Origin of the sequence: Lysinibacillus sp. FSL P2-0066, from assembly GCF_037969495.1 — a bacterium.
Taxonomy (GTDB): domain Bacteria; phylum Bacillota; class Bacilli; order Bacillales_A; family Planococcaceae; genus Lysinibacillus; species Lysinibacillus boronitolerans.
On the sequence record NZ_CP150202.1, the window covers coordinates 4,201,173 to 4,226,380 of the forward strand.

The 25,208-nt window shown below is 37.7% G+C and carries 25 protein-coding genes, 1 pseudogene and 2 other annotated features; of the genes and pseudogenes, 7 read left to right on the plus strand and 19 right to left on the minus strand.

Annotation, left to right across the window (positions count from 1 at the left end; genetic code table 11):
• Nucleotides 1-163: 163 nt before the first annotated feature.
• A complete protein-coding gene (locus MKZ14_RS20885) occupies nucleotides 164-1,858 on the plus strand; it encodes a methyl-accepting chemotaxis protein (RefSeq protein ID WP_036079514.1) in 1,695 nt (564 codons plus the stop codon).
• 162 nt (nucleotides 1,859-2,020) lie between these two features.
• On the opposite strand, the pseudogene MKZ14_RS20890 reads toward MKZ14_RS20885, so the two are convergent.
• Nucleotides 2,021-2,640, minus strand: a pseudogene (locus tag MKZ14_RS20890) (HAD-IIB family hydrolase).
• A gap of 178 nt (nucleotides 2,641-2,818) precedes the next feature.
• Nucleotides 2,819-3,057 (plus strand) — a binding site (T-box leader).
• 90 nt (nucleotides 3,058-3,147) lie between these two features.
• On the opposite strand from MKZ14_RS20890, the gene MKZ14_RS20895 reads away from it, so the two are divergent.
• The gene (locus MKZ14_RS20895; protein ID WP_339280412.1) at nucleotides 3,148-4,719 is read left to right on the plus strand and encodes a 2-isopropylmalate synthase; all 1,572 of its coding nucleotides are present in this window, start codon (nucleotides 3,148-3,150) and stop codon (nucleotides 4,717-4,719) included.
• 50 nt (nucleotides 4,720-4,769) lie between these two features.
• On the opposite strand, the gene metG is transcribed toward MKZ14_RS20895, so the two are convergent.
• The 4 genes from metG to rsgA form a co-directional block, all read right to left on the minus strand.
• Complete coding sequence (metG, locus tag MKZ14_RS20900) at nucleotides 4,770-6,404, minus strand: methionine--tRNA ligase (protein ID WP_339280413.1); 1,635 nt, start codon at nucleotides 6,402-6,404, stop codon at nucleotides 4,770-4,772.
• Between the two features lie 58 nt (nucleotides 6,405-6,462).
• Nucleotides 6,463-6,723: a binding site (T-box leader), on the minus strand.
• Nucleotides 6,724-6,812: 89 nt separating this feature from the next.
• Nucleotides 6,813-7,460 (minus strand): HAD hydrolase-like protein, encoded by a 648-nt coding sequence (locus MKZ14_RS20905; protein ID WP_312123922.1) that lies wholly within the window; start codon nucleotides 7,458-7,460, stop codon nucleotides 6,813-6,815.
• 15 nt (nucleotides 7,461-7,475) lie between these two features.
• Nucleotides 7,476-7,901, minus strand: coding sequence for a FosM family fosfomycin resistance protein (gene fosM / locus MKZ14_RS20910; protein WP_258858853.1), 426 nt, complete (start codon nucleotides 7,899-7,901; stop codon nucleotides 7,476-7,478).
• A 17-nt stretch (nucleotides 7,902-7,918) separates the two neighbouring features.
• Nucleotides 7,919-8,989 carry a ribosome small subunit-dependent GTPase A gene (gene rsgA / locus MKZ14_RS20915; RefSeq protein WP_339280414.1) on the minus strand — a complete coding sequence of 357 codons (1,071 nt, stop codon included), beginning with the start codon at nucleotides 8,987-8,989 and terminating at the stop codon, nucleotides 7,919-7,921.
• A 397-nt stretch (nucleotides 8,990-9,386) separates the two neighbouring features.
• Between rsgA and MKZ14_RS20920 the strand changes: the two genes are divergently transcribed.
• Both MKZ14_RS20920 and MKZ14_RS20925 read left to right on the plus strand, forming a co-directional pair.
• Nucleotides 9,387-10,469: a 3-oxoacyl-[acyl-carrier-protein] synthase III C-terminal domain-containing protein gene (locus tag MKZ14_RS20920; protein WP_339280415.1), complete on the plus strand. Its 1,083-nt coding sequence runs from the start codon at nucleotides 9,387-9,389 to the stop codon at nucleotides 10,467-10,469.
• Between the two features lies 1 nt (nucleotide 10,470).
• On the plus strand, nucleotides 10,471-11,013 hold the full coding sequence (locus tag MKZ14_RS20925) for an isoprenylcysteine carboxyl methyltransferase family protein (protein ID WP_339280416.1): 543 nt from the start codon (nucleotides 10,471-10,473) through the stop codon (nucleotides 11,011-11,013).
• Nucleotides 11,014-11,033: 20 nt separating this feature from the next.
• Here the strand turns inward: MKZ14_RS20925 and MKZ14_RS20930 are convergent, their stop codons facing one another.
• Nucleotides 11,034-12,227: a GTP-binding protein gene (locus MKZ14_RS20930; RefSeq protein ID WP_016993039.1), complete on the minus strand. Its 1,194-nt coding sequence runs from the start codon at nucleotides 12,225-12,227 to the stop codon at nucleotides 11,034-11,036.
• Between the two features lie 169 nt (nucleotides 12,228-12,396).
• Between MKZ14_RS20930 and rpmG the strand changes: the two genes are divergently transcribed.
• The gene (rpmG, locus tag MKZ14_RS20935; protein ID WP_004231780.1) at nucleotides 12,397-12,546 is read left to right on the plus strand and encodes a 50S ribosomal protein L33; all 150 of its coding nucleotides are present in this window, start codon (nucleotides 12,397-12,399) and stop codon (nucleotides 12,544-12,546) included.
• Between the two features lie 210 nt (nucleotides 12,547-12,756).
• On the opposite strand, the gene MKZ14_RS20940 is transcribed toward rpmG, so the two are convergent.
• The 4 genes from MKZ14_RS20940 to MKZ14_RS20955 all read right to left on the minus strand — a co-directional run bounded on the left by MKZ14_RS20940 (nucleotide 12,757) and on the right by MKZ14_RS20955 (nucleotide 15,086).
• Nucleotides 12,757-13,491, minus strand: coding sequence for a hypothetical protein (locus tag MKZ14_RS20940; protein WP_339280417.1), 735 nt, complete (start codon nucleotides 13,489-13,491; stop codon nucleotides 12,757-12,759).
• Nucleotides 13,492-13,503: 12 nt separating this feature from the next.
• Nucleotides 13,504-13,785, minus strand: coding sequence for a hypothetical protein (locus tag MKZ14_RS20945; protein ID WP_016993047.1), 282 nt, complete (start codon nucleotides 13,783-13,785; stop codon nucleotides 13,504-13,506).
• Nucleotides 13,778-14,350, minus strand: a complete 573-nt coding sequence (locus MKZ14_RS20950) for a hypothetical protein (RefSeq protein ID WP_036079532.1) — start codon at nucleotides 14,348-14,350, stop codon at nucleotides 13,778-13,780. The genes MKZ14_RS20945 and MKZ14_RS20950 overlap by 8 nt, the downstream gene beginning before the upstream one ends.
• Nucleotides 14,351-14,435: 85 nt before the next feature.
• Nucleotides 14,436-15,086, minus strand: coding sequence for a hypothetical protein (locus tag MKZ14_RS20955; protein WP_004231775.1), 651 nt, complete (start codon nucleotides 15,084-15,086; stop codon nucleotides 14,436-14,438).
• Nucleotides 15,087-15,321: 235 nt separating this feature from the next.
• On the opposite strand from MKZ14_RS20955, the gene MKZ14_RS20960 reads away from it, so the two are divergent.
• Both MKZ14_RS20960 and MKZ14_RS20965 read left to right on the plus strand, forming a co-directional pair.
• Nucleotides 15,322-16,512, plus strand: coding sequence for a hypothetical protein (locus MKZ14_RS20960; protein WP_339280418.1), 1,191 nt, complete (start codon nucleotides 15,322-15,324; stop codon nucleotides 16,510-16,512).
• A gap of 163 nt (nucleotides 16,513-16,675) precedes the next feature.
• The gene (locus MKZ14_RS20965) at nucleotides 16,676-17,293 is read left to right on the plus strand and encodes an exosporium glycoprotein BclB-related protein (protein WP_258858860.1); all 618 of its coding nucleotides are present in this window, start codon (nucleotides 16,676-16,678) and stop codon (nucleotides 17,291-17,293) included.
• Between the two features lie 73 nt (nucleotides 17,294-17,366).
• On the opposite strand, the gene MKZ14_RS20970 is transcribed toward MKZ14_RS20965, so the two are convergent.
• The 9 genes from MKZ14_RS20970 to MKZ14_RS21010 form a co-directional block, all read right to left on the minus strand.
• Nucleotides 17,367-17,879 (minus strand): YfiT family bacillithiol transferase, encoded by a 513-nt coding sequence (locus MKZ14_RS20970; protein WP_339280419.1) that lies wholly within the window; start codon nucleotides 17,877-17,879, stop codon nucleotides 17,367-17,369.
• A 241-nt stretch (nucleotides 17,880-18,120) separates the two neighbouring features.
• Nucleotides 18,121-18,600 carry a hypothetical protein gene (locus MKZ14_RS20975; protein WP_333004690.1) on the minus strand — a complete coding sequence of 160 codons (480 nt, stop codon included), beginning with the start codon at nucleotides 18,598-18,600 and terminating at the stop codon, nucleotides 18,121-18,123.
• Nucleotides 18,601-18,672: 72 nt separating this feature from the next.
• On the minus strand, nucleotides 18,673-19,320 hold the full coding sequence (locus MKZ14_RS20980; protein ID WP_339280420.1) for a hypothetical protein: 648 nt from the start codon (nucleotides 19,318-19,320) through the stop codon (nucleotides 18,673-18,675).
• An 11-nt stretch (nucleotides 19,321-19,331) separates the two neighbouring features.
• The gene (locus MKZ14_RS20985; RefSeq protein WP_036079543.1) at nucleotides 19,332-19,805 is read right to left on the minus strand and encodes a GNAT family N-acetyltransferase; all 474 of its coding nucleotides are present in this window, start codon (nucleotides 19,803-19,805) and stop codon (nucleotides 19,332-19,334) included.
• Nucleotides 19,806-19,887: 82 nt separating this feature from the next.
• Complete coding sequence (locus MKZ14_RS20990; protein WP_339280421.1) at nucleotides 19,888-21,459, minus strand: BCCT family transporter; 1,572 nt, start codon at nucleotides 21,457-21,459, stop codon at nucleotides 19,888-19,890.
• Nucleotides 21,460-21,580: 121 nt separating this feature from the next.
• A complete protein-coding gene (locus MKZ14_RS20995; RefSeq protein ID WP_339280422.1) occupies nucleotides 21,581-22,351 on the minus strand; it encodes an alpha/beta hydrolase-fold protein in 771 nt (256 codons plus the stop codon).
• Nucleotides 22,351-23,130, minus strand: coding sequence for an ABC transporter ATP-binding protein (locus tag MKZ14_RS21000; RefSeq protein ID WP_066038038.1), 780 nt, complete (start codon nucleotides 23,128-23,130; stop codon nucleotides 22,351-22,353). The genes MKZ14_RS20995 and MKZ14_RS21000 overlap by 1 nt, the downstream gene beginning before the upstream one ends.
• A 29-nt stretch (nucleotides 23,131-23,159) precedes the next feature.
• Nucleotides 23,160-24,155, minus strand: coding sequence for an iron ABC transporter permease (locus MKZ14_RS21005; RefSeq protein WP_016993066.1), 996 nt, complete (start codon nucleotides 24,153-24,155; stop codon nucleotides 23,160-23,162).
• A 28-nt stretch (nucleotides 24,156-24,183) separates the two neighbouring features.
• Nucleotides 24,184-25,191 (minus strand): iron ABC transporter permease, encoded by a 1,008-nt coding sequence (locus MKZ14_RS21010; protein ID WP_009370610.1) that lies wholly within the window; start codon nucleotides 25,189-25,191, stop codon nucleotides 24,184-24,186.
• Nucleotides 25,192-25,208: the final 17 nt, after the last annotated feature.

Sequence of the window (25,208 nt, forward strand, 5' to 3'; positions counted from 1 at the left end):
TTATTACTTCATATATTAATAATACCCATTTTCAAACTACTAATTACAGTAGAAATACTCATAATACTTTGTAAAATCCATATAATCTGATATAAATGATATATATACATATTTCATTATTTTGTAACATTTCTACTAATTACTGAGAAAGGATATTTCAACTATGCGATTTACTATCTACAAGAAATTATTACTCGGTTTTTTTATAGTTATTTTAGTACTCGTTACAACAATCGGCTTAAATATAAAACAGCTTGATTCTGTAAATAAGACATATCGTACATTACTGGAGGAACAAACTACTAAATCTATAAGTATTCAGGAATTACGGGTGATTGCAAAACAGGAAATTGTCAGCATGCGAGGTTACCTACTACTTGGAGACAAACAAAACTTTCAAAGTAATCAAGCCTCACGCGAAGAATTCAAACAAAAATCAGAAGAATTAATGGCTACTTTAGATTCAGAAAAATCAATTAAGCTGCTTGAAGCTATTAATAAAAGTGAGCAAAATGTTCAAGAATTTGCAGATCGTATGTTTGAGTTAAAAGCTGCTGGCGAAACAGAGAAGTACGAAAAATTGGATAGTACTCAAGGACGCTTAATTATTAAACAATTCGATGAACGTGTTGAAAACCTTTCTAATTATCAAAATGAATATGTAGAAGGTAAAATGGCTGCTACATCCAATCAAATTCAAGATATCAAGCTCCAAATGATGCTTCTTGGGGTCTTTGCAGTTGTCATAAGTCTGATAATTGCTATGGTGGTTGGTAGTCTAATGTCTCGTCCAATTAACGGTATGGCTAAGGCTGCGAAAAAAATAGCTGAGGGTGACTTAACAGCTGAACAAATTCGTATAAAGAATCGTGATGAAGTGGGTGATTTAGCGCTTGCGTTTAATCAAATGGCTACAAATTTAAAGGATTTAATTACGAATGTTCGCCAAAACACTGTACAAGTAAGTGGTTCTGCTGCTGAGTTAACAGCTAGTGCAGAGCAAACTATCCAGGCTACAGAACAAATCACTTCTTCTATTCAAGAGGTTGCTAGTGGCTCAGAGGCTCAAGGGAAAAACGCAACTGAAAGCTCAGAAGCAATGAAAAACATGACAAAGGGTATCCAACAATTAGCTTCTACTACTGCTGCTGTTTCTGAACTGGCAATCGAAACAAATTCAGAGGCTAAGAAAGGGAATGATTCATTACATCGTGTTATCTCTCAGATGACAACAATCAACACGGCTGTTTTAGAGTCAGCAAGTGTTGTTAAAAATCTAGACGGGCACTCCATTGAAATTGGCAATATCATTGGTATTATTACTGATATTGCAGAACAAACAAACTTATTAGCACTTAATGCTGCAATTGAAGCAGCCCGTGCAGGCGATCATGGACGCGGCTTTGCAGTCGTAGCAGATGAAGTGAAAAAGTTAGCAGAGCAATCAAAAAAATCCGCTGAGCAAATCGCTACCTTGATTTCTGAAATACAGCAGGATACAAACCGTGCTGTTACGGTAATGGATACTGGAACGCAAGAGGTTCAAATTGGAATGCAAGTAGTGAAGGTAGCAGAAGAAGGTTTCTCTAAGATTGTTGAGCTGATTGAGCAAGTATCCATGCAAATCCAAGAAGCAACGACTGTTTCAGAGGAAATGTCCTCTAGTGCAGAGCAAATCTATGCTTCCTTTGATGAAATTGCAACTATTGCCCAAATGTCCTCATCTAATTTACAAAATGTTGCATCTGCTTCCGAGGAACAATTAGCTACTATCGAAGAAGTAGCAGCTTCAGCTGCAACACTTTCAAATATGGCAGAAGAACTTCACACGCAAGTCTCTCGCTTTAAGGTAGAATAAAAGACTGCTCGTTTTCTTTAGGCTTATAGTCTCTAGAAAATGAGCAGCTTTTTCATGTTTTATGTATTTCTATTTGCTATGTTTCCGCTGTACTTTTCGCTAAACATCTCAAGCATCTCAATTACAGCTGCTTCCTCGCTCACAACCTGTAAAGAGGCCATTTCACGAAACTGATGTCCTCAACTTCCCTGCCTCAACACCCAATTTAGATAAGCCATTCCACTTGTCGATGCCATAAGGGCTTATATCCACAATATTTTCTGAAGTATGCTCATATAGACAAACAGGAAGCTTTTGTAACTCAGACAATACAGCATCAAGATAATCTCCAGGAAATAAAACAACTTTCACTATGTCTCTTATATCCTCTAAGGCTACCTTTTTAGCTGCTTTTAAAGGGGCTATATTTTTGTAAATTGGATGATCCTCACTACCTGTATAAGCATAATCCCAATCACTATCTACTAGATATGGTAATTGAAAAGTTGTGATAACCTGGCGAATGGCCTCAGCTACTTCTGTAGTAAATGCTGTTACCTCAATTGCTTCACCATCATGAGCAATAAATGCACCATTCCCACCTACCATTGGATATTTTCGATCGATTCCGGTAATACAGGTAGTAGATCCCTTATCGGTCTGGCTGAGGCAAAAATGACTTCATGTCCAAGCCGTCTACATGCCTTCAAAGCATTTGTGATCTCTTCACTTAATGGCTTACCTTTAAAACAAATAGTACCATCTAAATCAAAGACAAATTTCATGATTTTCCTACCTTTCATAGGGTAACTCACCACATTATTATCTTACAGAAAAATACATTTATTAGTGTTTCAACTACATTTCACTAAATATCAAATTTTTAATAAGGTAGTTAATACTTAAGACAGAATTAAATAAATTTTTAGAATATTATTGACATGAAGTTAATATCCAAGTAATATAGCTTTCAACAACACATTGCAGGCCAAGATTGGAAATAGTAAAAGTGGTTGTGTACTTGTAGAGAGCCGATGGTTGGTGTAAATCGGTAGGCACACATTTTGAACTCGTCCATGAGCTACTCCCTGAACTTTTTAGTAAGGGATGTCGGTTTCCCCCGTTAACAGGATAGACAGTGATAGCTGTCGATAAGGGGACTTTTTCTATAAAGAAAAGGTCAATTAGAGTGGTACCGCGAGCATAAACTCGTCTCTATTTTTAAATAGAGACGGGTTTTTTATTTTTTAATGACTTATTGGCCTAAGTGTAGATTTTAGATACTAATCACTAAAAAGGAGTGTTTGAAAATGGGAAGAAAAATTTGGGTGTTTGATACAACTTTACGTGATGGCGAACAGGTGCCTGGAGCAAAGCTAAATCTTTATGAAAAAGTAGAGATCGCTCAGCAGCTGAAAAAATTAGGTGTCGATATTATTGAGGCTGGATTCCCCGCTTCCTCTCAAGGTGATTTTGATGCCGTCAAAGCTGTAGCTGAAAAGGTTGGCAATACAAACGACATTATGATTACAGCATTAGCACGTGCTGTAAAGGCTGACATTGATGCTGTCTATAATGCTGTGAAGTATGCTCAAAACCCGATGATTCACATGGTACTAGGAACCTCTGATATTCATGTGGAGAAAAAATTCAGCAAGTCAAAAGATCAAATTTTACAAATAGGCGTGGATGCTGTGAAATACGCTAAAACATTCTTGCCGCAAGTTCAATATTCCACAGAGGATGCCTCTCGTTCTGACTTTGAATATCTTTGGAAAACAATTGAAGCTGTTATGAGAGCTGGCGCAACGATGATTAACGTTCCTGATACGGTTGGCTTTGCAGAGCCAGAGGAATTTGGAGAAATGATTTTTAAATTAAATGACCGTATGAAAAATTTAGATGATAGCGTTCTTTTAAGCGTTCATTGTCACAATGATCTTGGCATGGCAACGGCTAATACGCTAGCTGCAATTAAAAATGGTGCAGATAAGGTAGAGTGTACAATCAATGGTATCGGTGAACGCGCAGGTAATGCTGCATTAGAAGAAGTTGTCATGGCACTTAAAACTCGTAGCTCCGTCTACAATGCAGAAACACGTATTAATACAAAAGAAATTATGAATACTTCACGTCTTGTTTCTAGCTTTATGGGCTTAGATGTACAGGTCAATAAAGCCATTACAGGAGATAATGCATTTGCCCATTCTTCTGGTATTCATCAAGATGGTTTGTTAAAATCGCGTGATGCTTATGAAATCGTCCATCCTGAGGATGTAGGTCTTGATGATATGGAGCTAGTACTAACAGCTCGCTCTGGTCGCCATGCAGTGAAAAATGCTCTTGAAAAATTAGGATTTACTAATCTTTCAACAGAGGAATTTGAAGGTATTTTCGAAGGATTCTTAAAGCTAGCCGATGCGAAGAAAGAAGTATATGATCACGATTTATATGTTATTGTTGAAAGCTATTATGAAAAACATGATGCCAATAATAAAAATGCTACACATTATAGTGAGCAATTCTTTGATTTTGATGATCTACAAGTCGTCAGCAATACAAGCTTCCCTTCAGCAAGTGTTAAGGTTCGAAAAGGCGGCGAAGTATTTAAAGCTAGTGCAGTAGGCTCTGGTCCAATTGATGCCCTCTATTCAGCCATTGCAGAAATTACAAATATGGATGTAAAACTAGTGGAATATAATATCAATAGTGTTTCACGAGGCAAAGAGGCTTTAGGTAAAGTAAAAATTACGATTGAGCATGAAGGCGAAAAGTATATTGCAAAAGCAGCAGATACAGATATTCTAAAGGCAAGTGCCTTAGCCTATATTAATGCAATCAATAGCATTGTAGTGACAAAATTAACACCTGTTATGAATTAAACGTAAATAGCAAAGCAGTATGGCGCGCGAGCCATACTGCTTTTTCAATCCTAGTGACTATCCCTAACTAGTTTTTGATATTCCTCATCGATTCGTTCGATATCAAGACGTTCAAACAATGGCGTCACCTCTTGAATTAATTTAGGCAGATCTACTTGCTCATGCCACATCATTTCATTTATACCTAACATATTTCTTACTTTCTTTGCTGAAAACGGTAAGAAAGGATGCAGCAGCTGTCCTAAATTCGCAATGATATAGACGCAAGTTGCTAATGTACGATTACCTGCCTCTACGTTTTCTTTTACCTGTAGCCATGGCTGTTGTTCATCAAAATAACGATTAGCTCCTCGAATATACTCAAAGATGGATTCTAACGCCTGTTTGAAATGACCACCTTCGATAAGAACGCCCGCTTCATTAAACAATTGTACGGTTTGTTTTCGAATGTCGCTATCCACCTCAGCTTGTGGCACCTGACAAGCAAATGATTTCTCAATAAACTTCAATGTACGGTTTACAAAATTACCATAGGCTCCGAGTAGTTCGCCATTATGGCTATAAATAAATTCCCGCCATGAAAAATCAGTATCACGATTTTCTGGCGCATTCATCGTTAAGAAGTAGCGAATAGAGTCCGCATCATAACGACTTAAAATATAAGGAACCCATACAGCCCAATTCTGACTAGTAGATAATTTGCGCTTTTCTAATGTTAAATACTCATTGGATATGATATGGGTAGGTAATGCCTTAGATCCAATTCCCATTAAAATGGCTGGCCAAATAACTGTATGGAATGGAATATTATCCTTCCCATGTACATAGTATGAAATAGTCTCTTCATTCCATAAATCTTCAATAGCTATTTGATGCTCTTTTGCCCATTCCAAGCTTGCTGTTAAGTACCCTGCTACAGCTTCAATCCATACATATATTTTTTTCCCTTCAAAACCTGGCACTGGAACATCTATGCCATTCGGTAAATCTCTTGTTACTGCTCGGTCAGGAACTCCCTCTGCCAAGTATCGCTCCGTTAACCCTAAAGCATTGTCACGCCAACGTTTCTCGACTTTTGCTTGTGCTAAATAAGACTCCAACCTTCCTTGAAATTGACTAAAGGTAAAATAAAAGTGCTCAGTTTCCCGAATAACAGGTTCGTTCCCACAAATTTTGCAGCGCTTATCAATTAAATCCAAAGGGTCTAAAATTTCTGAGCAGTTATCACATTGATCTCCCCTTGCTTTTGCTCCACAATTTGGACAAAGTCCCTCAACAAATCGATCTGGTAGGAATTGTTTATCCGTCTCACAGTAAGCTTGTTCAATTTTCTTTTTGTATAAAAAATTGTTGGCCAGTAGCTGTAAGAAAAGGGCCTTAACGGATTCATGGTGGTGCTCCGCATCTGTTCTTGTGTACAAATCATAGGTAAATCCTAAATCATGAAAGCATCTAGTAAACTCATCATGATAGTGATTAGCTATAGCCTCTGTCGTTGTATTCTCTTGTGCGGCCCGTATAGAAATGGGTGTACCATTACAATCACTGCCTGATACATATAAAACCTGCTCGCCTTTTTGTCGGTAATATCTAGCCAAAATATCACCTGGTAATAATGCGGCAACATGCCCTAAATGCAAAGAGCCATTTGCATACGGCCAAGCGCCTCCAATAACAATCGTCATTCTAAATTGCTCCCCTCACAGAAAAAATGGTAAAAAAAAAATCGCCCTAATCAAATCTGATTAGGACGAGTATACCCGTGTTACCACCTATATTTACAAATAGCTTACACTATTTGCCTCTATCAGTACGTCTTCAATCAAAAAAGAGATACTGCTGCTGTTGTAACGAGTGCCCCTCTCGTCGTAATCTACTGGCTAAAAAGCTTTCGGTACGAAGCTCAAAGGTCATTTTCAAAAGGGTTCATTTACCTCATTTCCACCAACAGAGGCTCTCTACAAAATGCTAATCCAATTTACTTTTCCTTCTCAATGCTTTTTCTATAGGATTTGGCATTATTTTACGCCTTCTTGTGAGGAAATGCAATGTTTGTCGCTAAATCATCCCTTATTTTGATACACTTTCTTAGGTTAATCTAATGTAACATTTACCAATGCAGTTAAATCATCAATTACTATATCTGCTTTTTCTAATTCCTTGTCCTGTGCAAAATCAAAGCGTACTCCTATCGCTAGTAATTGATTGTCCTGTGCAGCTTGGATATCTGAAGAACGATCTCCTACCACTGCTCCGTAATCAATTTTATTTTCATCTACAACTCTTTTGACCAGATCTGATTTATGCCCACTTGCAATAGCTTGAATACTATAGATTCCCTTTATAAAACGCTCCAACTGATAGGTTTCAACGATTGCTTGTAAATAGTCGACCTGTCCATTACTCGCTATGTATAACGGATATTTCTCTGACAATGTTGCAAGGGTTTGTTCAGCATGTGGATACAATGCGCCTTTATGTCCACGTATTTGCTCAACCAGCTTTACATGAAATAATACATTGCTCTTTTCTCGTATCTCTAGCGTATGCATAGGACATAATGTTTCCCACACGACAGGTAAAGGAACCCCCATTATTTCTCTATATTTTTCTATCGGTGTTTCTCCGTGCCACAGGCCATTTGTCCGTAGCACATCAAATGTTGCATCAAGCGCAGGCTCTAAAATAAGATTGGTTTGAAATAATGTTCCATCCATATCAAAAATAAACGCTTTATTCATAGAATCACTCCTTAATTAGTTACCAAAAAACGTCATATGTGGCTTTTCTCGCTTATAATAATCCAAACGATCTTGCAAAGTTCCTGTATGAAACTCAAATTTATGACCATCAGGATCCGTAAAGTAAATCGATTTCTTGTCCTTCTCATCTCTTTGCCGACCTGCTAAAATATTGACCTTTAGTTGCACCAATTTGTCATACATCATATCAAAGTCATCCTCAGCGATTGTGAAGGCAATATGTGTATAGGACTGATGGATGTCATTACGTGGTATATCCTTTTCTACATTAAGAGCAAGCCACAGCCCATTTACATCAAAATAGGCTGTGCTGTTCCCCTTTACTAGCAGCTTGGCATCGAATACTTTTTCATAAAATGTGATGGATTCGTCTAAATTAGAAACTGAAAACAGTAGATGATTTATGTTTTGAATTGTCATGGCTGTGCTCCCAATGATTATTTTTTCCCCTTTTTCATTCCCTTAGCTATTTGCTTCCACTTGCGTTGCTCCTCAAGTTTTACTTGTGTATTTGTTTTGCGTTCTATATAAGCCAATTCTCTTTGTAGCTTAAAATAGCTTTGTAGTCGATATTGATCTAAGTCCCCATCTACAATAGCTTGCTGGACAGCACAATACGGCTCTTTTTGATGTGTACAATCACGATAACGACAAGCTGTTGCTAGTTCCTCAATATCTTGAAAGCTTGAAGCTAAACTGTCACCTTGATCCCATAGTTGAAGCTCACGCATCCCAGGCGTATCAATTAGACAGCCACCAGCAGGCAATACTACTAGCTCTCGATGGGTCGTTGTATGACGTCCCTTCGCATCATCCTCACGAATTCCCGCCACTTTCATCAGTACTTCACCACATAAAGCATTTGTTAATGTGGATTTTCCTGCTCCCGAAGACCCCAATAATGCCCCTGTGACGCCCTCTGTAAATAACGTCTGAATTTCCTCTAAACCTTCACCAGATAGAGCACTCGTTACAAAAATCTCTACACCAAAGGCTACAGATTCCACCTCTTGCACTAAGCTTGAAACATCCTCGCACAAATCAGCTTTTGTCAGGACAATAATGGGCTTTGCCCCTGAATCCCAAGCAGCCACTAAATATCTCTCCAAACGTCGAATATTAAAATCAGCGTTCAAACTCATAACAAGTAATACGATATCGACATTTGATGCGACAATCTGTTCTTGAATTTCCGTTCCTGCAACTTTACGTGAAAATACAGATTTTCTTTGGAATAGCTGATGAATAATTGCTCGTTCCTCACCAGGCATTTTCTCCACTAGCACCCAATCACCAACTGCTGGATAGTCCTCCCGAGCTAAAGAGGTATACGCATAATGACCAGCAATTGTCGCAAGCCATTCTCCCTCTTCAGCTAACACCCGATAAGAATGCTTATGCTCTAAAGTAACCCTTGCAGGCACACAATTTTTTAATTTAGCCTGCTTTTTCATTTCTATCATTTGCTCTTCAAAATATGTTGTAAATCCTAATGTTGGTAAATTCAATTTATTTTCCTCCTAAACGTGCTTATCAATGATGCCTCAGCGAAAATCGATTTCATCCGCAAAAGGCCATATCGCAATAACCCTAACTACGATAAAAAAACCTTGTAGCTGCAATTCGGCAGTTACAAGGTTTCACAGGCACGTTTAAAAGATACACAAATACCCCGAGTTATAGCACGGCGTCACTTTGTATATGTTAGGCGTGTGAAATTGAACAAACCGAATTGCAGTTCGCTAATTACAGATCTATTCATCATGTCACATCACCTACTTTCCATTTAGTTGTTTTCAATATTAGCTAATTTTTCAGAAATTGTCAATTACAATAATATAAGCATTTATTCCAATCATCCACGCATACAATGAACAAAACCATTAAATGCGAGGAGATGTTGGATTGCCTAAAATCATTTCAATTAGCACATATCAACCACCTTACACATTACAGCAAGATAACGCAGAGGAACTAACGAAAGAGCTTTTTTATGCAAAAATTCCAAAACTAGAGCGCTACTTAAAGGTTTTTGAAAATGGTGGCATCAACACACGCCATTTTTGTGTGCCAGCTGAATGGCATCGTACGAATCACTCCTTTGAAGAACGTAATAATTTATATATTGAGTTGGCTACACAATACAGTGTAAGTGTCATTCAAGCATGTTTAGCTAATACAGCTTTTTTATCCTCATCTATTCCAACTGAGGACATCGATGCCATCATTTTTGTTAGCAGTACAGGAATTTCAACACCTAGCATTGACGCACGTGTTATGAACAAGCTTCCCTTTTCAGATCGACTTAAACGTATTCCTCTATGGGGACTTGGTTGTGCAGGAGGAGCCGCTGGTGTAAGTAGAGCCTATGATTTTTGTAAAGCCCATCCACATGCAAAGGTACTTGTCGTTTGTGTCGAGTTATGTAGTCTCACTTTTCAGCCAAATGATTTTTCTAAAAGTAATTTAATCGGTGCTTCCCTTTTTGCAGATGGTGCAGCATGTATACTTGTTTGTGGTGATGAAGTAGCTATCCCAACAAAAAGACCAACCCCTAATATTCAAGCTAGTGGTTCTAAATGGATGCCAGATTCGGAAAATGTGATGGGTTGGGATATTAAAAATAACGGGCTTCATGTCATTTTTCAAAAAAGTATTCCTTCTATTATTACCAATTGGCTTGGTCCTTTTATTGAGCAATTTTTAATGGATCAAGGACTGTATAGTGAACAACTCACTCATTTCATTGCGCATCCTGGAGGAAAAAAGGTATTAAAGGCTTATGAAGATACACTTTATTTATCTCCCCAAAAAACCGACATTTCTCGGGAAATATTGCGACGATATGGTAATATGTCATCACCGACAGTGTTATATGTATTAGAGCAATTTATGTTAAATGAAGGACAAGTGGAGGATACAGGCTTGCTCGTAGCTCTTGGCCCTGGTTTTTGTGCAGAAGCTGTATTATTAAACTGGAGGGAGTAACATGATCTTCTATCTTATTTTTACCCTTGTCGTTCTACAAAGATTGACAGAGGTTTTCATTGCCAAGCGCAATGAGAAATGGATGCTTTCACAGGGAGCCTATGAAGTAGGTGCTTCACACTACCCCTATATGGTTGCCATGCATATTAGTTTTTTTCTATTTTTAATAGTAGAAATCGTCACAAACAACAATGGTATCTCGCCCTTATTTCCGGTATTTTTTATATTATTTTTAGCTGTGCAGGCTTTACGAATCTGGTGTATTCGCTCTTTAGGTACCTTTTGGAATACAAAAATACTCATTTTACCTGACGCACAAGTTGTTCGTAAAGGGCCCTATGTATATATGCGCCACCCCAATTATGCGGTAGTTTGTTTAGAAATCCTTTTGCTACCACTCATGTTCCAAGCTTACTTTACAGCATTTTGTTTTACATTACTCAATATTACAATGCTTTCTGTACGCATACCTATAGAAGAAAAAGCATTACGAGATGCTACTAATTATAATCGTGTATTTCAAAAGAAGATTTCGGAGTCTTAGCCGAAATCTTCTTTTCTTCTTTATTGCCATTCCCAGTTAAACGGATCTTGTAGACGTTCCCAAGGGTTCTGAAACTCTTCATTTGTTAACAAACAGTTGTCCAACTGTTTAGTGATGTCTTCTCGATCTAGATCAATGCCAATAATAACAAGTTGTGTCATTCGATCTCCGTACTCTTCATCCCAATCTTCCAATACTTCAGGGCTTTGCTGGAATACATCCTGCTGCTGGGCTTGAGAAAGTGCTGCTACCCAATAAGAGACTGGTTCAATTTTTGCAGATGACCCCGCTTGCGATAATAATAGCGCAACTTCCTGATGTCTTGCACTCCAAATAATACCCTTCGCTCGTACTATTGAGTCTGGCATGTGATCACACCATTCAACAAAGCGCATCGGATGAAACGGTCTTTTGCGTTTATAGGTAAAGGAAGAGATACCGTACTCCTCAGTCTCTGGTGTATGGTTTTCGTGACCAAGCTCCAACTCCTTTAACCAACCAGCCGATTCAGAGACACGTTCAAAGTCAAAGCGCCCTGTATTTAAAATTTCAACTGGATCGATAACACCATTTGTTGTACGTATAAGTTTTGCCTCAGGCTGTAATGCACGTAAAATACGCTCTAATCGCTCAAGCTCCTCTGCGGATACTAAATCGCACTTATTTAAAATAAGGACATCACAAAATTCAATTTGATCAATGAGAAGGTCTGCAACATCACGCTCATCTAATTCACCAACAGCTTCCTTGCGCTCCAATAAGCTTTCCCCAGACTGAAAATCATGCCAAAAACGATGGGCATCTACGACCGTAACCATTGTATCTAATCGACAAAACTTCGTTAAATCAATGCCAAGCTCCTCGTCTAAATAACTAAACGTTTGTGCAACTGGAATCGGCTCACTAATCCCTGTCGATTCAATCAAAATGTAATCAATATTGCCTAGCTTCGAAAGACGTTCCACCTCCTGCAATAGATCCTCTCGTAATGTACAGCAAATACAACCATTCGATAGCTCCACAAATTTCTCTTCTGTACGTGATATACCGCTACCATTTGCGATAAGCTCCGCATCAATATTAATTTCACTCATATCATTCACAATAACAGCGACACGTAAATCCTTTTTGTTTTGCAATACATGATTCATCATGGTTGTCTTACCAGAACCTAAATATCCACTCAATACTGTAACAGGAATTTTCTTTGTCATTATTACAACTCCTCAAATCGTAATGATTACTATTTACAATTTGTAATTAAATCATATTACTTTGGAAAATGCAAAGCTTTTTATTACTAGTGAAATTAAACTTGACAATATCCAGCGAGAAATATATTGTTTAAATCGTAATAATTACTATTTAAAAGGAGGCCCTTCAATGCGTGTACAAGTAACACTAGCCTGTACTGAAACAGGTGATAAAAACTATATTACTACTAAAAATAAACGTAATAATCCCGAAAGATTGGAGCTTAAAAAGTACTCTCCTCGCCTGAAACGTGTAACCCTGCATAGAGAAACAAAGTAATATTGGAATGGGGATCAAGATGATATCTTCTGGAGCGGATCTAACCTGTTTTGGAGCGGTGCCTTCTACTATGTGAGTGGCTATGGCCAATTTAGGAGCGTCTTCCTCTATGAGCGGTTGGACCCTTCTTAGAAGCTTCCTATTCGAAGCAATAAAAAATGACTGTTTCAAAGGCATACTTTTGAAACAGTCATGATGAAATTTCCCCAGCTAAAGCTGCTCACTATTGATTTCTAACGCTAGTTCATTCAATTTCTGATCTAATTCATCGAGCATACGTAATCTAAAATCTATTTGTTCATCAATATTAACCCCTTGTTTTATTGATGTGCCATTATCCTTAGATTGTTTTTTTACTGCATCTAATTCATTGGATAGTCTCTCAATTTCTAGATTTTTCGTCTCTAACTCCCTTAATAAATGTCGATGAAGGCTGTCCGACTCTACTTTCTCTCTATGGTATTTTTCTAGTTTCTCTATAATATTCTCCATTTGTTTACCTGCTATAGTTGTATAGTCACTTAATTTTTTATCTATGCTTTCAATTATAGATCTTTCATTTGTATTGATCGTAGCTTCCTTTGATGCTTGAATATTGTCCATTAATGACTTATTTTCAGCTCGTAATTCTGCCAATTCCTTTAATAAAGCCTCAATGGATGCAATTTGTTTTTTTCTTTGCGCTTCTCTTTTCTGAATTTGTTCATCGTAAGCTTGTAATTCCTTATCAAAGTCTCTTTTCAACTTTAGTAGCTCCATCGAAAGATCTTTTTTATGCCTTGTTAATTGAACATTTTCTCGTTCAAGTCGAAGAACCAAAGCGTAGTAATCACTATCTCTAAGTCTTTTCACCTCATTTTTGTACTTAGCTAACTCGGCCCTTAAAAAAATAATCATTTGTTGGAGCTGTATTGGATCATTGTTTTTCACAATCTCATTGTCCATCATCACACCCCCCTAGCCTGAATATCTTTTTAGTAAATCGACCACCTCTTCAAACTGCTCTCTACTTTCCTCTAGTAATTCATCCAGCTGCTTCATCCACTTTCCTTCTAATTGTGGATTCTCTAGTTGTTCAACATGACTCTTTTCACCTGTAACAAGATAGGCAATTAATAGCTGTAATGTGCTTTTTTCAAGAAATGCAAAGCTATTATCTTGTTCATTACGACGACTTAGCTGTTCCTTCACTAATTGCTGAATTACACTACCAAACTCTTGTTTTTCGTTGTCACCCATTGTCTTCCTCCTGTGTTTGGCCCATTCCATTTAGATTTATAGGATTTAAAACTACAACACCTTCTGTGAGCTGATCGCAATATGTAAAACCCATAATCGTCCCTGAATATGATAAATTATGGGACCATTTTATTTGAAAATTGGTAAATGAAATGGTTTCATTCGGTTCGATTATTGATTTACCAACCGGTCTCAGCCAATATTCTTCTTTGCTTGATTTGTCATTAAAGCGCTCCCACTGACTCTGCCCCTGTGTCTTAAAATTGGGCGTGAAATTTTCATGAACATATCTCCCCGAAAAGTAAAACGGTGACTCCTTGGGTATTGTTATACACAGAGATGGGTTCGTGATGGCTGCACTTCCAATATTACGAATATGATAAGAGCCTAAACATAAACTCTCTTGCTCAGGATCATAGGAAATATTTAATGAAGTTGTAAAATAACTGATGAGGTTAATCCTATTCGGAATTGCTAATCCCTCAACCAACCTTTTAATATCATGAACATAGGCATTTGTTTGTTCTTTTAGTGCCTGTATTTTGTCTTCAATACGATCTGTCACTTTAAACCTCCTTATTATTTCCATTAAAAAAAGAGAGGATTACCCTCTCTTCCATAGTATGACTTTCTTCTTTTTGTTATCACAATTAACCAACAGTTGGGAAAATAACTGGGCATTGTTGTGGACGAACCGCAGTTGGACATGAGAATGGTAAGTCTGCTCTTGGTTCGCAGAAAGTTGCTAAAAATTCCACTGTAACTGGGAATGTAGATTGAATACTTTGACAAACAGCAACAGTAATTGTTAACGCAGAGAACGTGATTGTACCTGCTGCAGCACCTGTTCCAACACTAAGTGTTCCTGTTGTACAAACGAAGCAATCTAAATCTGTGTATAAAATTTCAACGTCTGTTCCCTTAGGTGCACATAATGTCACTTGCTCACAGCGAGAAACTGGAATATTATTGCTTGTGAAAACAGTACCATTAGGTAAAGTAACGACAATTGTTAGAATGAAGTTCTTTTGAACATTTAGGTGTTGCAGACAAACAGTTGATCCATCAATAGAGAATTGGCGATTCTCACGGTTCAGAATCACAATTGGATTTGTAGTTGCTGGAATTACTCGACAAGTAACAATAGCACCTGTTAAGTCAGTAGTTGCTGTAACACCTGGGAATGTAATTGGTCCAGTAGGTGAAATATCAAACGACATTTCTTTTACAATCCAGTCGTATACCTTATCAACATTTATACAGATTAGTTCCTGCGCCTGGGATGGCATATGCTCTTGCATCCTTTTGACACCTCCATAAAATTTTTATCTTTCGTTTGTAGCATATGTTTTTCAGCTATAAGTGCATGGGCTAACAAATAGTTACATTGGATATTTATTAAAATCAATCAAGATTTGTTTTCATACACTTCTCTCATTAACGATACGAATCAAAATGTTGAAAGAACCGTTATATTTGTAACAGAAAGTCAATATTTTTAATAAACTAATAATGGACTGAAAGGGGTGAACTACAATGGAAGAGTCAAAATTGTATACCACTCAAGAAATTGAAAATTTAAAGCAAAAAATTGAATCTTATAGAGAATCGTTAACCTCGTTAAAAACGGGGAATTCAATTGAAGATTTCCTTTATATGAAGCAGGAGTTTGATGGACTAAAAACACAGATGGCCCATTTAGAAGGGATCACAGAGACATTGGATACTAAACAAAATTCATATATAAAAGGATACGACGATCAAATTAGGGTTCTTTCAACACAGCTTGAGTCTTTGAATCAAACCATTGAAGGAATGAACCAAGAGATTTTATCAATTTTAAATAAACTATTGCCAGTTAAAGGAAATGATACAAAAACCGTACCTCCCTCCATTGACATGCCTGCTCAAACTTATCCTAATCTTTTACCTAGACAACCTAGAATGACCCAAACCGCAGATCAAACTACAATTACATCAGCACAACCTTCTTATAGACTATTACAAAGTGTGGCAGGAAAAGCCAAAAACCACCAACCTAATGTAAACATCGGGGGTCCCTCTCCTCAGAATGGTCTACCGGAAACTAAACCTGAAGAACGGCATTTTAATCAGCAATATTTCCAATCAATCAATACACACCCCAGCCAAATATACAATGGTTTATACAGAAACACGACAGTTGAATCCACCTTCCATTTTAAAAATGCCATGGATGCAAAGGAAGTTCCAGTAAGTGTTTATGATCCATCTGCCGTACAGCCAGCTTCAAGCGAGGAAAACATCGAGAATGATACTTTACAATCTTCTATTGTTAATGAATCAGATAGCACTAAAACTGAAACATTCAATAATCCTGCGGAGGTTGTAAAAACTGAGAATGAGCATAACAATCTGGAGAAGCCCATTGTAATTAATGACTCGATAGAACAAGTTATCTTAGAGCAACCTAGCGAGCCTGTTAGTCAAGACATTGAAGCAATAGCTAGTGAGCCTCTCAACCAAATCATTGCAGAGACAGTAGCAGAACCTACAGATATAGATCATTCTCCTTCATTGGAAACAGAAGAAGAATATGTTGAAGTGTATCATGCTGATGCAACCTATGAGGTTCATCCGTCCTTTGATGAAGAGATCATGCAGCTTGAACCTGTAAACAAGCCGATTGAGGAAGAACCTAAAAAAGGAAAAAACTCATTTTTCGATTTCTTTAAAAGATGGAGTTAACATTTTCTTAAACATCCACTATGTCAAAACATACATAGTGGATGTCTTTATGTGTCAAATAAAAGCTGTCATTAAGAAATCATTGAATTTATAGGTGAAGTAGATAATTGCCCTTAACCCCTAATCTGAAATGAATAGAATAATGAAGAAAGGGGGTGTAAAAATGTGTTTGAATAACTCAATGTGTGGCTGTTCTGGTAACGGTCATGGTAACGGGGAGTGTACTGCACTGGGACCATTTGTTGCAATTGACGCTGCATGTATTACTCCACCAGTAGCTACTGGTTCTATTATCCCATTCTCATCAGGAATAACTCCTGTTGCTTTAGTGTCTCTTGCTACTGGATTAGTTGGTACTGTGAGTCTTGTTGGATTTGGTACATCTGTTCCAGGGGTTGCTCTAGCTGGCGTTAATATTGATTTAACATCTTCTGCTGCTACAGAAGCATTTACGGTTCCACGTCCAGGTACTATTACATCTATTTCTGCTACAATCTCAGCAACTGCTGCTTTAACTCTAACTGGAACAGCGACTGTCAGAGCACAGATTTACCGCGCAGTTCAAGGAAGCAATGTATTCAGCCCTACTGCAGCATTTGTTGATTTATTACCACCTTTACCACTAATAGCATTAGCAGTAGGTACGATTGCAAGTGGTAATGCAAACGTGTCAGTACCTGTAAGTACTGGTGATCGTTTACTAATGGTATTCTCTATGACTACTACAGGAGTTGCTGCTACACTTGCTGGTAACGCAAGTGCTGGTATTACTATCGTATAAAATAAACTTAAATAAAAAATGAAAACAAGTGATTTCTTCATTAGCAGAAATCACTTGTTTTTTCACAAAATATTTATTTAACCAATGCATTCTGAATATGTGCCAAATGATGCTTGCCATGCCATGCATACAGACCGATTGCATGCTCAAGAGTCGTCAGCCCTGAATCAGGATGATTAAAGGCTCTTTGTAATTGTTCATGTGATAAGCTTGTCAGTAAATAAACCCACCGCTCATGTAAGCTTTCAATCAAATTATAAGAAGTTGCTACTGGCATTTCTGAATCTGGTAGCTGTGCCCATTCCGCCTCATTGTATGGCTTAATGGTTGGCGTATCCTCTGTTAACGCTAGTTTAAAACGGATATAGCTATTCATATGGCTATCGGCAATATGATGGACTAGCTGTGCCACGGTCCAGCCATTTTCACGATAAGATTTTGCAAGGTCTTGCTCGCTTGCACCATTTAACGCCTCTGCAAGTTGTTTTGGTAATAAACGAATTTCATCAATCCATGCTAGTACTTGCTGTGAATTCACTTCTTTTGGGAATTGGAATTGTCCAATTGGATATCGTAAATCAGTCATATTGCTCTCCTCCGTTTTACTTTTTATATTACCAATTTAATATTTTACTTGCTACAACCATGCACTGTAATTTTCTTCGCTCGGTAGATAATTCGTTCATCTCTTGTAGTTTAGTAGCATGATTGGAAGCTTTCGTTTGCACCCATACACCTTTCTTTTACATACTTATACAATTTAGAAACTACAAATGTATAAAACCCTTATTTTTAAGTATAGGTACTTACAAAATAAGGGTTCTTTATTATTCCTGGATATCGTATATCAACGTATCAAAATATTTTCCATTTGTATACAGTAAAATAGCCCATTCACCAGACTGAGGAATTTTCACATGAGAAGGTGTATGTGCATCTGCTCCATTAACAGGTCCGCCAAGCCCTATGCTCCAGCCATCCACTAAAATCGGTTGTACGACTTTAGAGTCTCTATGGTATCCAATAATCGTTAACTCCGTATCCCGTACTTCATCTATTCCCCATAGATGCCACATCCATTTTTGTGTGCTTAAACTTGGCATATTCGCACCGATGACACCTGATTTATCGGCATTACCAATAATACCTCTATCACCAAATTCCACTGCCTTTTTATCCCAATCAACGGATGCAAAATCATCTTCTTGCACAAATTCAGGTAGATCCTCAGGTATTGTTACCTTTGCTTCATCTTTACAACCCACTAAGAATAATAGCACTATACATAAAAATACAATTCGTTTCATAACATCCCCCTTTCCTATGAAACGTTTGTTTCAACGATATTGTTACAGATAATTCTGTAAATTACGAAACTATTACTTCATCGTACTCTTTACAATATTCACTAATGGCTTTAATGGATGAAGAATTTTAATCCTGGTGCGATCTTCAAATTGTTGTGCTGCATCCACCATCGATAGCTGGGCAACCGATATGGATTTTTGCTCAGCAGATAAAGTATGCAAAGTTCTTAAAATAACCTCGTCATAGGCTTCTTTTTTCCCCTGCATAATAAGATCAAATGTATGTTCAATAACTTTCGCTACCACATCTACTGATATTCCTTGATGCTTAGCATATTGGTGAAGTCTTGCCATCGTTCCTTCTACAGTTGCTGGATTTGTGAAAAGTATCGTTTGAGGCTGATGCTTACTACATATACTTTCAAAATAGGGCTCATCAATCTTTATGATGGGGATCGGGAGATTGGACAAAGTTTCATCTTTTAATAAAGCTATATAATTTGTACACGTTATTAAGATTGCATCCACATCACAGCTAATTATCCATTCAATTTGCTCCTTAACTTTATGTACTAAATCATTACTCCCTTTAGACACATGCTTTATAACGCCAGGGTCTACAAAATGGATTATCTCTATATCTTCATCGCTTTGAAAAGCTTGCTCTATGTATTCTATATTGGAATAATGAGCATGCAAGCAGCCGAGCTTTTTTCTCAATTAAACTCCTCCTAATTGGAAAGTCTCTTTTCCATTGTTACTATTGCTAGAGAGTTACCATTACGATTTTTCACCATTTCCTCTGTCGTTACAACATAACCTAATGAGCGATATAACTCAATATTACGCGGAACACTCATACGTACTTTGCACCGACTAATTGTTACCCCTTTCGATAGTGCATATTGTTCGAGCTGACAGATCAGTACTTTTGCTAAACCTTGACCTTGTCTTTCTGGGATCACTGAAAGTCTATAAAAATAAATCCCCTTTGAACTGAGCGTAAACCTTGCAATGGCAACTGGTTGTTTATTGATATACCCAATAAATGCTTGTTCATTTTGCTGCATTGCCTGTTCTATTGAATCCACCGTTTCACTTAGTGCACTGGATGGTGGAGTAGCTTTTTCATATTCTTGAAACGCCTGTAGCATCACCTGATGTATAACTGGGGCATCCTTGCTCTCTGCTAAAACAATTTCCAACCTTAAGCACCTCCTATCGTTTTTTGTTCATAATAGTGCAAATTAAAACAAAAAGAAACCGTATTATTTCGAATACGGCCTCCTATTTAGTATGTTTGTCTTTCACTTTTGCTTCCTTTTCAATATGCTTTCTTGCTATTTTCAAACGTTGGATATCCTTTTTCTTAAGAGGAATAATCTCTTCCTTCATCATTTTAATATAAGAAATCATTAATAAAAGTAAAACCACTGTAAAAGGTAATGCAGCGATTAATGAGGCCGTTTGCAATGCTTCAAGCCCGCCTGTATACAATAAAACGCCTGAAATAGCTGCCATTAAAACACCCCATACTAGCTTTGATAAAATTGTGGGATTTAAAGAACCTTTTGTCGTCATACTCGCCATAATAAAGGTGGCCGAATCAGCAGAGGTAATTAAAAATATTATGATTAAAAGTATTCCAATGGTAGATGCAATTGTTGAAAGCGGTAAGTGTTCTAACAGCTGGAAAAGTGCAACCGTTACATCATTATGAACAGATTGAGCGATTTGTGCATCTTGATGTAAATCAAACCACATTGCGGTTCCACCAAAGGTCGCAATCCAAAAGCAGGCAATAAGGGGCGGGATAATTAAAACCCCTATAATAAATTCTCGAATAGTCCTGCCTTTAGATACACGAGCTATAAAGGAGCCTACAAATGGTGACCAAGCGATCGCCCATGCCCAGTAAAAGATCGTCCAATCCTTCACCCAAGTCCCACCAACGTATGGCTGCATCCTTAAACTATATTGAATAAAGTTTGAAATATAATCCCCAATAGCTAATGTAAAGGTTTCAAGTATAAAGATTGTTGGGCCTGTAATAAAAACAAATAAAAGTAAGACAATTGCTAAAGTCATATTGACATTACTCAGGATCTTCATCCCTTTTTGTAGACCTGTTGTGGCTGATAGCATATAGCCAATAAACATGATAAGAATAATGGCCACTTGCAAGATAAATGTATCTGGCAAACCAAAAACAAATGTCAAACCTCCATTTGTTTGTAATACGCCTAGCCCTATAGACGTTGCTACTCCCATGACGGTAGCAATTACTGCGAGAATATCGATCGTTCCTTTAACGACTCGATTTGTTCCAGTGACAGGCTCTAAAGCAGTGGAGATGAGCATATTTCTTTTTTTATTGAATTGTACAAAGGCCATAACAAGGCCCAATATGGCATAAACAGACCACTGGCTTAATCCCCAATGAAAGAATGAATATCCCATCGCCAGTCGGGCTGCATCCGTTGATAGAGGCTTTGTATCACTGAATGGAGGGGAAAAATAATGACTCATCGGCTCAGCTACACCCCAAAAGACCAGGCCGACACCAAGTCCAGCTGAAAAGAGCATGGAAATCCATGTTAGAAAACTAAACTCAGGACGACCATCTTCTGATCCTAAGCGAATTGTTCCGTATTTACTAATTGCCAGACCGAATAAAAATAAAACGATAATAAAGACGGACATTAAATAAAACCAGCCGAAATAATCCGTTGTCATATGAAATACGCTGTTTGCTACGTTCTTAAATTTTTCCGGTATCGTTGCTCCGATAATGACTAAGAGAAAAATTGCTCCACTAGAAATAAGAAATACTGGGTTTTTTAAAATTTTATTTTGCATACAGCGCCTCCATTTATCCCAGACAGATGACCAAATTTCCTTTATTATGCGTACAATTCAGTTATTTTATTAATAAATAAAAAAAGAAACCGCATTATCAAAAGACTATGCGGTCTACCTATTAATGTGTTTTATGCATAAAACGCAGGGCTCTACTCATAACAGTTGGTACAATCGAAGCATGATTTTCATCTAAAGCCTCGTAAAAATCTACCGCCATTATTTTTTTTAAAACTGCTGCCATTTGTCGCGCATCATCCACCATAAAGGTTTCAAGTTCACCTGCGCTCATAAACAAAGTTTCGTCCATGTCCTGATGCTCGTTCAGAAATACTGAAGCACATTGTACTAGCTCATGCTCATTCCACCAAATAGATGGGCTAATAGCTAGATAGCGTTGGAAGCTGGATTGGTGGTGAAATAGTTGCCAAAGCGCAAAGTATCCTCCTAGGGAATGACCAAATAGAGCTTGCTGTACTTTATTTACTGGATATTGTGACTCAATCGTTGGCTTTAACTCTTCTTCAATAAAGCGACTAAAATCCACTGCTCCTCCAAGCTTCTCATGACCTTTTCCTTTAAATCTTGCTGGATAAATATAAGACTCCGCAGGTGCTGTAAAATCATAAAATCTTCTTTCACGCATATCGTCGCCATGACCAATTCCAATAACAATAGCTGGAAGGATACCTGTTTTTGGTGCATTACGACTTTGTAGACGCACCGCTTCCTTTACGAGGTTAAAATAGGATGAGCCGTCAAGTACATACAAAACTGGAAAGCCATCTTGTGGCGCTTCCTCCTCTGGCACATAGATATTAATCGTGTACAAATAATTTGTCAATTTTGAAGTCATATGTTGTGTAATGTAGTCTACTTTAGTTGTATTCATTAGATATCCTCCTTCAAAATTTCATAGCCATAACATACAGGTGTATTGGTTACAGGATCTTCCATAATGCGTGCATCAATATTAAATACTTTACGCATTACCTCAGCACTTAAAATTTCCTGTGGCGTGCCAGTTTGCATAATAGTACCCTTACGCATTGCAATAAGATGATCTGAATATCTGGCCGCGTGGTTAATATCATGTAGAACCATCACTACTGTACAGCTGTGGTGCTCATTTAAACTTTTAACAATGTCCAATACCTCTAGCTGATGCGCCATATCTAAATAAGTAGTAGGTTCATCCAATAGCAAGATATTTGTTTCTTGTGCTAAGGCCATAGCTAGCCAAACACGCTGACGCTGACCTCCTGAAAGCTGGGCAAGCTCCCTATTTCGATATTCCATCGTATTAGTAACTGTTAAAGCCCATTCAATCATTTCCTCATCCTTATTCGTTAAACGATTGACATTGTTGCGATGTGGATAGCGACCATACGCAATTAACTCCTCCACTTTCAATTGACCAGGAGCTATCGGTGTTTGAGATAATATTGCTAGTTTCTTGGCAATATCTTTGGTCGATAAATTTTGCATATTTTGCTCCTGCAAATATACCGTACCTTGTTGTTTTTTTAAAATACGTCCTATCGTTTTAAGGAGTGTAGATTTACCACAACCATTTGGACCGATGATTGTAGTCACTTTGCCCTCTTCTATCGTTAAATTTAACCCTTCAAAGACACGTACCTGCTCATAACCTGAAGCCAGATTTTCCATTCTAAATGCAGTTTGCACGCCATTTCCTCCTATGCCTTAGATTTCACCAGTAAATACAAGAAATATGGAATCCCAATAATTGAAACGACAATACCTACAGCCAGTTCCGATGGTGCAAAAACGGTTTTACCAATAAAATCAGCTAAGATTAACAGACCTGCACCAATTAACGCACTTACTGGCATAACATAACGGTGCTGAATACCAACAAGCTGCTTGGCAATATGGGGAGCCATTAAACCTATGAATCCAATACTCCCTGATACAGATACACAAGCGCTGACAAGACCTACACTGGCTAATAACAGCTTCATTTTCTCCTTTTCAACTGCTATTCCTAAACTTGTGATGCTATCCTCTTCAAGCTGAAAATAATCGAGTAAATATGATTTTCTATGCACATATATTCCTAAAATCAAAAGCCAAGGTAGCATCGTAAGCGCAAAGATCCAATTCGCATTATAAATTGAACCTGCCATCCAAATAGCCGCTGATTCAAAATCTTGTGCACTCATTTTTAAGGATAGGAACAAGGACAAAGCTCCAAATCCACTATTGATAGCTATTCCAGTTAAGATTAATCGCTGCATATCCAGATGACCATTTTTTAAAGCAAATGAAAAAATCAGGATAGCTGCAATTGTTCCACCGATAAAACCGAATAGTGGCATCATTAAAATTGACATCCAGCTGTTCATATCTGCACTCACTAGCTTTACTTGAAAGAAGTACATGAATAGTACGACTGCTGCACCAGCTCCAGCATTAATCCCTAATATTCCTGGATCTGCTAGTCCATTGCGTGTAATCCCCTGTAATACAACTCCTGCCATACCTAAGCCAATACCGACAAGTCCAGCAATGACAATCCGAGGTAAACGGAACTCAAATATAACAAGATCAAACTTTGAATTTGACTCGATCCGTAGCAATGTTTTGATAACATCCATTACAGACATATCAAAAACACCATTTGTAATATGTAAATAGCTCGCAACTAAAATCATTAAAACAAGCATCAGCATGGTTAAAAAGAATACACTTGAGGTTTTTTTACGCACGTTTTTCACCTCCGTGCTTACGAACTAAATATAAGAAGAATGGTACACCGACCAATGCGGTTAAGACACCAATTGGCGTTTCAAATGGATAATTGACAACGCGGCTCAGGACATCACAAAGCGCTAAGAAAAAGGCTCCAATGACAGCTGCACAAGGAATTATATAGCGATAATCAACACCAACAAGGAAGCGTGTAATATGTGGTATGACTAACCCTACAAACGCGATTTTCCCTACAAGGGCAACCGCTGTCCCTGTCAAACATACGACAGCTAGCATGCTAATAATACGTACTGCTTTTGTTTTCTGTCCTAGCCCCATGGCAATATCTTCACCTAATGAAGTAATGGTAATCGCTTTTGCCGATAATAAAGCCAAGATCAACCCAGTTAAACCAAATGGAATAGAAAGGATCAGCATATCCATATTTACCATATGTACCTTTGTGTTATACCAAGCACTTACTGTTTGTGATACTTGGAAATACATCGCAATAGCAGTAGCAATACTACTTAAAAATGTGCCAATGACTGTTCCAATTATGGCTAGCCTTACTGGAGATAAGCCATTGCGGATTAACGAGCCAAAACCAAAGACAATACCAGCTCCCAATGCAGAACCAAGCATCGATAATAAAATCATTTGATAGTTTGGTAGCCCTGGAAAAAAAACAATGGCTAATGTAATGACAAATGCAGAGCCATCATTGACACCCATTAATGAAGGCGAGGCTAAATAGTTTCGTGTAATCCCTTGCATGACTGCACCGGCAACTGCTAAAAATGCTCCAACTAGTAATACCGCGGCAACTCTTGGAATACGGCCTGTTCTTATAATTTGATGATCGACATCCGATGGATCAAATGCTGTCATCGACTGCCATACTGTAATAGCACTAATATCTTTTGTCCCATACATAACAGAAATAAGTGCCACAAGGGCAATAAGGAAAGGAGATATCGCTAATATTGAAAACGACACTATGTTTGTTTTTTTCAACTTTCACACCTTTTTCT